Genomic DNA, 7,343 nt, shown 5'->3' with positions numbered 1-7,343 from the left:
CACCGAGCCAGGTCGCCGCGGGCGTTCAAGACGTCAGCGTGATCCGGGTCGAGTAGCTGCTGTGCGGTGGTGTGGAGGTGTTGGTAGTGGTCGCGGGCGGCGGTGGCTTGTCCGGCTTCGCCGAGGGTGGTGCCGGCGCGGAAGAGGACAGCGTGCAGACCGCCGTCGTCGGGGTCCCGCGGGACGGTGTGGGTGGCCAGGGAAGTGGTGGCGGCTCGGTACTGCCTGCTGCCGGGCACCTCCTGCTCAGGCCAGCTCTCGAGAAGCGCGTCAGCCGCGACTGCTCCGAGCCGGTCAATCTCCCCAGAGGCGAGTGCTTCCCGGAGGGCGCGCTGGAGGAGCTGGTGGGTGCGCAGGGTGTGGTCGGTGGTGATGTCGGTCAGGTGGAGCCGGTGCAGGACCCTTAGCGCCCGTTTCACCTCCCGCCCGCTTACCGGCCTGCCCAGGGCCTCCATTCCGGCATCTCGTGTCTGCTGGAGGTGCTGCTGGAGTGCGGGTGCCGCGGTGATGCCGTCTGGGGTGTCGTTGGGGTCGAGGAGTGCCAGGACGTGGAGAAGTGGCCGGGCGAGTCCGGTGGGGGTGAGGGTGTTGGCGTAGTCGATGGACAGGGTCCAGGCCGCGGTGACGGTATGGGCCTGTTGGTCGGGCAGCCCGTCGATCCCGGGCAGCGCTTCGTCGAGTGGCACCTCGGCGAGTTCGGTGCGGTACTCGTCCAGGGTGAGGGCGTTTTCGCGGATGTAGCTGGCGGCCTGGGCGAGAGCGAGCGGAAGGTGACCGAAGTCGTCGGCCAGTTCCCGTAGCTCGGCGTCGTCCGGATCGATGCCAGTGCCGGAGAGCCGTCGGCGGAGGTATTGGACGGCTTCGTCGGGCGTGAAGAGCCCGACGCTGATGTGGCGGCGCCCCTCGGTCAGCGCGGCGTCGCGGTTGCGGGTGGTGATGAGGGTGCGTCCTGTCGGTGTGGCCGGCGGCCACAGCCCGCGGAGTACTCCGGCGGCGGGGACGTCGTCGAGGACGACGAGCCAGCGCCGGCTCGTTGTCTGGAGCCAGGTGAGGAATTCCTGGGCTGCATGGTCGGCGTCGTCACTGGTGACGACGTGCACACCGGCTTTGCTGAGTCTGTGGCAGGCTTGGGCGTAGGCGGCGGTGATGGTGGCGGTGTCGCTGGCGGTGATCCAGAGCAGCAGATCGACCGCCCCGACGGCATTGGCAGTGGAAGGGAGCACGCTGCCGGCGGGGACGGGCAGGCCGCTGGCGTGGCGGACTTGCTGGATGTGGTGGACGGCGAGCTGTGTCTTGCCGACGCCGCCGAGTCCGGTGACGACGGCCCCCGCCGCATCGCCGGAGACGGTGCCCGTGCTGGTTGTCTCGGCCTGGATGGTGGTGTCGCCTGCGGTCAATGCGGCGGTGAGCTGGTCGACGGCGTCGCGGTGCTGGTAGGCGGTGGCGAGTTCGGGGACGGTGCCGAACTGCCGCGGCCACACCACCCCGGTCGCTTCCCCGGCAGGGGCGGTGATGTCGTCGGCGGTGTGCCGGGTGCCGGGAAAGCCGTACTCGGCCAGCAGCGCGGTGAATCCTGGGTTGTCGAGGAGTCGGTGGACGGGTTCGGCGGTGAGGCGCCGCTCGCCCATGCCGGTGCCGTACTCGACGGCGACACCGACAAGGTGACTGCCGCTGAAGACGGCGGCGCCGGAGGCACCCGCCCAGGGGCGCTCCTTCTGCCGCGCGGCGGCCGGGCCAGACGCGGCAGTCGAGGACCCAGCGCCGGCCCGCGGTCGTCAGGGGAGCGAGTTCGCCTCGGAGGTTCTCGTACTGGACGGCACCACCCGCAAGGGCGGAGAACGCGGTAATCCCGATCCCGCGATAGGCCAGCGGAGCATCGCCCTGGGGCCGGCCCCACCGGACAGCCGTCGTGTGTCCTTTATCTGCGTCCTGGTCGAGAAGCAGTAACGCGACGTCGGCCACTCCGGCATTGTCGGGGCCTGCGTCCGGGCCCGGCCAGATGACCGTCGCGGAGCGCTTATGCACTCCGGTGTCGGTGCGGGGATGTCCGACCCAGACGGCCGCACCGGCCGCACGGACGCCCTCGTCGTGGACGACGTGGAGCGCGGTCAGCACCAGCCGGGGCCCGATGAGATAGCCCGACCCCGACCCACCCACCGGCTGGTCAGGCTTGATGTAGACCGTCCTCTGAGCATCCACCGTCGTTCTCCCGCTACGCCTGCGTCTCTGGGATCGTCACTGTTCAGGCGTCGCCGCCGGGCGGGGTGTCGGCTCCCGGCCGGCCGCCGGGCACATTCTGGCGGCGGATACGGGCGGGCTGTCCACCGAGGGCCTCGTCGCGGACGTTCAGCGTCAGGGTCAGTGTCTGCCGGTGCGTGACCCCGCCCCCGCCCCCGGCCTCCACACCACCCTTGGTGCCGAAGGCGCCGATCTCGACGTTGACCTTGCCGTTGCCGTCCTTGCGGAACTCGACCTCCAGACACAGCTCGGCCTGCTCGACCTCGAACCGGAACTGCTCGTCGGGGCTGGCGTCTGCGGCCTTGTACAGCTCCTCGCGGAGCTCTGCCACCGCCTCGGACAGCGTCACCTTCGCCACAGCTTCCCCTCCACCCCCGCCCGCGGATGGCGCGCTCGATCGGCCTGCCCCGCAGTTTTCCTGACGGCACCTCACCTGCGCAGGAGAAACGTGAAATCCCAGGACTGGCTTCGTTCATCTCCAGGAGGTTCTGGCACAGATCTTGGGGAGTCGTTGCGGAGCGTGACCACGTTGTTCGATTGCGAGGGGGCGGGCTCGCGTGAGACCGCGTACGCCTTGTTGTCCGACGATCGGAATTGACGCCCCATCAGGTGTCTGCCTGCCGCTGCTGCGGACGGGTGTGAGCGGTGATGGTGCTGTTCATGCAGGCCGACGCGCTGTTCTGGGACTCGCTCGTGTTCGACGGTATCGACGGCGTGGACGTCGAGGCGGTGACCGCCTTGTTAGGCACGGTCGAGGTGGTGGCGAGAGGCCGCGCCGCCGGGGCTGCATGTCCGGACTGCGGCCGCTTCTCAAACCGAGTCCACGACCGATACCAACGCAGGCTGAAGGACCTTCCGCTCGCTGAACAGGGATTCGCGATCCGTTTGACGGTCCGGCGTTTCATCTGTGGGGCGGCGGACTGTCCGCGCCGGACGTTCGCCGAGCCGTTCTCCCGGCTGGCCGCCCCGTACGCACGGTTCACGACTCGGCTCAACCGCGCCCTGGAGCGAGTGGGACTCGCGCTGGCCGGACGGGCCGGCGCCCGGCTGGCGGCCCAGCTCGGCTTCGGCGCGGGACGGATGACCTTGTTGCGCAGGGTCATGGCGCTGCCCGATCCGCAGTTCGGCACTCCGCGGGTTCTGGGCGTGGACGACTTCGCGATCCGCCGCGGCCAGACCTACTCCACCATCCTGACCAGCGTCGAAGACCACCGCGTGGTCGACGTGCTGCCAACGCGTGAAGCCGGGCCGCTGGCCGCGTGGCTGATCCTCACCCCGGCGTGGAGATCATCTGCCGGGACCGGGCCGGCGCCTACGCCGAGGGCGCCCGGCGCGGCGCCCCCGACGCCCTGCAGGTCGCCGACCGGTTCCACCTGGGGCAGGGCCTCGGCCGGGCCGTGGAGACCTGCGTCGCCGCCCACCGCGACTGCCTGCGCAACCCGACGCCCAGCGGCATGCTGCCGCAGAACACCCGACCGGCTTCCGAACGGCCGCAGAACGACGCGGAGCCCGTCGGCAGGCGGGCCGAGCGGAAGAAGGCAGCACACGCCCTGGTCCACGAGATGCTCGCCCTAGGCCACTCACGCCGGGCGATCGCCCGGCACCTGGGCTGGGGCCTGAACACCGTGCTCCGGTACGCGAACGCCGCACGCTGGCAGGACACCATCCGTGAGAACCAGCCCCGACCCAGCAGGCTGGACCCCTACAAGCCCTACCTGGAACGGCGCTTCGCCGAGGGATGCACCAGCGTCACCCGCCTCCACGGCGAGCTGATCGCCGAGCACGCCCCGGTCACCTACGGCATGGTCCGAGCGCACATCGCCACCTTGCGCAAATCTCCATCTGCCGCACCGCCACGGCCGCCGACGGTACGGCAGGTGACCGGCTGGCTCCCCCGCCACCCCACGGCCTTGAGCGAGGAGGAACGGGCTGGTCTGAAGGACGTCCTGACCCGCTGCCCCGAACTGGACACGGCTGCCGGACACGTCCGCGACTTCGGCGAGATACTCAGCGACCGCCTCGGCGCCACCCTCCCTGCCTGGATCGACGCAGTCGACGCCAGCCAGCTGCCCGGCCTCACCGGCTTCGCACTCCACCTGCACCGAGACCTCGACGCCGTGACCGCCGGCCTCACCCTGGACTGGAGCTCGGGTAGCATCGAAGGCGCCGTGAACCGCATCAAAAAGATCAAGAGGCAGCTCTATGGCCGAGCCGGCTTCTACCTGCTCCGGAAGATGATCCTGCTGCAATAGCTTGGAGGCAGCGTCTTGCTGATGCGGGTTCGGCGGGCTAGAACTTCTTGTGATCACTTTTGTGTGTGCCGCCTGCGCCCGCCCTCTGACCAGGGCTGTGCAGCTGTCCGAGACCCTGGTCAGACCAGAGTTCGACGGGCAAATTGGACCTGACGGGTATCGTCGGGCCCCGGCCACGATGCATGCGGGGCTCTATGCCCTGGAGCCCGAGCCATGGGGAGCCCCGTTCCTACCAACCGACGAACCCGTCGCGATGTTTCCCGGCGGGCCTTGTGTCGGCGATCCGGACGGAGACGGGTTCCTGACTTCCGCAGGTCCCCGACACACGATCGTCCTCCATCCCGACGACGCACCTGACCTGCTGCCCGACCTTGAAGGGGACCACACAGGCTGCTGCGGCTGGCATGGGCAGAGCGGCCTGAACCGGCTGTGCCCATGCGGCGCTGCCGTAGGAACAGAGATCAGCGAGTGTTACACCGCGTACGAACTCCACCTCGACCCAGCACAGGTCCATGCGCTGGAGACCAGCATCGTCGGAGCACCGTCAAAGTTCGGTGCGGCAGAACAGTAGGCGTAGCGCTGAGGCTCAACCTCCCACATCATCGAACGCCACGATGACTCTCCGCGACGGCTCCCCAAGATCTGTGCCAGAACCTGGTTCTCACCTACGCAGCCACAGACCGTCATGCCGCCTCGGCGAGGGCGGGCTCGCTGGTGGTGGCGACGTTAGGGAGATGCTTCAGCGCCGTACGGGCCGTCACCACCTCTGGACCGCGCCCGAATGCTGCCCTCGAAGCGCTGGTCTCCGCCGACGTCCTCCTCGACGAAGCCGTTCAACGGCGCCTCGTCGCCGCCATCAACGCGCACGTCCGCGGTGCCTGGTCCTGACCGACTACATTTCCGCCTCGCGGACGAGTTTGCCCAGGAGCTGAACAGCTCCGCTCCACGTCACCCCACCGGGCCTGCGCCGGCAGGTCCGGTGGCGTGCGAGCGGCACCGATTGTCCAATCACCGTCGTCCGCCCGCACACCCTAGAACAATGCAGGTACCCCTTTCCCGCCCTGCCCGACAGAGTTGCGCACGTGCAGCCAAGGGGCCAGCACGCCGGGCAGGGGGAAGTGCCGCGATGATACGCAGGGTCGTCCTGAGATGTATGGCAGCGTTCGCCGTCGTCGCAGTGTCGGCGGGCTGCGGCCTCTCCGCCACGGGAGATCCGGCCGCGGACACCGACGTTGTCGGCCGGACAGAGCCCGGGGGACAGGCTCGTGATCTGACGGACGCCGAACAACTGCTGATCCAGCAGGCCGAGCAGTCGCTCATCAAGCAATGCATGGAACAGGCTGGCTTCACCTATCTGGTCGGGCGCCTGCCGACGGTTGACGACCTCAAGGGCGGCGGGTACGTCCTGACCGACGTCGCCTGGGCGAAACGGCACGGCTACGGCAGCCGGCTGAGACAGAAACTGGCCGAGGCCCAGGCAGACGATCCCAACCACGCGTACGCCAGGGCGCTGCCCCGGCAGGAACGAGTTCGCTACGGCAAGGCCCTCGACGGCGAACTGTCCCGGGACATGCTGACCGCCGAGTTACCGAGCGGTGGCACGGTCAGGACACCCCGCAGGAGTTGCCTGGCCACCGCCCAGGGCCAGCTGTACGGCGACCACGAGACCTGGTTCCGGGTCTCCCAGACAGCCATGAACCTGACGTCCCTCTACGCTCCGGATCTCGTCAAGGACCGGCGTTTCGTCGACGCGGTCGCGAAGTGGTCGGCCTGCATGGGCGAGGCGGGCCATGAGCACGCCGACCCGCCCGAAGCCCGCGAGAAGCTCGCGGAGCTCACCGCCGCTCTGGGCAGCGAAGCCGCGTACGCCATCGAGGTCGAGCTGGCCGTTGCCGAAGCCACCTGTGCCACCCGCACGCCGCTGGCCCGCACCGCGCGGGCCCTTCAGACCGAGTATCGCGACACGCGGCTCCGACGGTACGGCGACGAAACCGCCGCCTACCGGCGAATGAGTCTTGACGCGCTGGGCCGGGCCGAGGACATCACCGGCGCGACGGCCTGACTTCCTCACCTCCCTATTTCCGTTTCCTCATGACAAGGAGTCATCCGCCATGCGCAAGATCTCTGCCGCTCTCGCGGTCCTGGGCCTCGCCGCTCTCGGAGCGGTGGTCCCCGCGACTACCGCGCACGCTGGCCCGAACTGCGACGCCAAGTGGAACAACCTGGCCCCCGGCTACTTTGTCGCCTACGGCGGCACCGACTGCTACGGAGACGTCCTCGGCTGGACCGAGAGCTACGACACCAACTGGGGCAACGACGTGGGCCCCTTCCAGGGCGGCGACACCAACCAGGCGACGTCGATCCTGCAGAAGGGAACCAGCTGGATGGCCGTCAAGATCTACAACGAAACCGGCGACGACTGGGGCGGCAGCTACTCCTGCCTCACGCGAGGTGTGCTCTACGCCTCCGATCTCTCCAACGACCGCTTCAGCAGCGGGGCGATCGTGAACAACGCCATCAGCTCCCACAAGTGGGTTCCGCAAGTCGAATGCTTCGGCGAGTTCGTGCAGTGACCGACCCCGCGTGCCTGCCAGTGGTGCGGATCGTCTCGCGCCACCAGCAGGCCCGTGTACGGGCGGAGCAGCCCCGGCCGCTGGCCGCAGGTAAACGATCAAGTGGCCACCTGGTCTCGTCTGCCCTGGGCTGACCAGCTGGGTCACACCTGCCTCAGTAGCCCACACCGGCTTCGATAGTCTGCGCTAGTGACCTGAGTCGGAGATTCGTCGTTAGTTGGGCATGAGTCGTCCGGGTCCGAAGATTCCGCCGTTGTCTGTCACTGATGCCCAGAGGGCG

At 68.8% G+C, this 7,343-nt stretch carries 5 protein-coding genes and 2 pseudogenes; 4 read left to right on the top strand and 3 right to left on the bottom strand.

Going from position 1 to position 7,343, the window contains the following annotated elements; genetic code table 11:
* The 3 genes and pseudogenes from ACFQ8C_RS35875 to ACFQ8C_RS35865 form a co-directional block, all read right to left on the bottom strand.
* On the bottom strand, positions 1 to 1,628 hold a 1,628-nt coding region (locus ACFQ8C_RS35875; RefSeq protein ID WP_383465996.1), incomplete at its 3' end, for an NB-ARC domain-containing protein.
* 286 nt (positions 1,629 to 1,914) lie between these two features.
* Positions 1,915 to 2,157 (bottom strand): annotated as a pseudogene (locus ACFQ8C_RS35870) (trypsin-like serine protease); the annotation flags it as partial.
* 85 nt (positions 2,158 to 2,242) lie between these two features.
* Positions 2,243 to 2,596 (bottom strand): trypco2 family protein, encoded by a 354-nt coding sequence (locus ACFQ8C_RS35865; RefSeq protein WP_383465994.1) that lies wholly within the window; start codon positions 2,594 to 2,596, stop codon positions 2,243 to 2,245.
* Positions 2,597 to 2,886: 290 nt separating this feature from the next.
* On the opposite strand from ACFQ8C_RS35865, the pseudogene ACFQ8C_RS35860 reads away from it, so the two are divergent.
* The 4 genes and pseudogenes from ACFQ8C_RS35860 to ACFQ8C_RS35845 form a co-directional block, all read left to right on the top strand.
* A pseudogene (locus ACFQ8C_RS35860) lies at positions 2,887 to 3,087 on the top strand (ISL3 family transposase); the annotation flags it as partial.
* 410 nt (positions 3,088 to 3,497) lie between these two features.
* Positions 3,498 to 4,490, top strand: a complete 993-nt coding sequence (locus tag ACFQ8C_RS35855; RefSeq protein WP_383465992.1) for a transposase — start codon at positions 3,498 to 3,500, stop codon at positions 4,488 to 4,490.
* Positions 4,491 to 5,643: 1,153 nt separating this feature from the next.
* A complete protein-coding gene (locus ACFQ8C_RS35850; RefSeq protein ID WP_383465990.1) occupies positions 5,644 to 6,552 on the top strand; it encodes a hypothetical protein in 909 nt (302 codons plus the stop codon).
* Between the two features lie 49 nt (positions 6,553 to 6,601).
* Positions 6,602 to 7,063 (top strand): hypothetical protein, encoded by a 462-nt coding sequence (locus tag ACFQ8C_RS35845; RefSeq protein WP_383465989.1) that lies wholly within the window; start codon positions 6,602 to 6,604, stop codon positions 7,061 to 7,063.
* Positions 7,064 to 7,343: the final 280 nt, after the last annotated feature.

The sequence above is a fragment of the Streptomyces sp. NPDC056503 genome (assembly GCF_042794995.1).
In the GTDB taxonomy this organism is placed as follows: Bacteria; Actinomycetota; Actinomycetes; order Streptomycetales; family Streptomycetaceae; genus Streptomyces.
The sequence above is the reverse complement of the archived record's forward strand: the minus strand, read 5'-3'. Positions and strand labels throughout refer to the sequence as shown.

Bases quoted from the DNA above. Each gene is read 5' to 3' on its own strand.
- ACFQ8C_RS35850 (WP_383465990.1), top strand. From the start codon at position 5,644: ATGGCAGCGTTCGCCGTCGTCGCAGTGTCGGCGGGCTGCGGCCTCTCC.
- ACFQ8C_RS35845 (WP_383465989.1), top strand. From the start codon at position 6,602: ATGCGCAAGATCTCTGCCGCTCTCGCGGTCCTGGGCCTCGCCGCTCTC.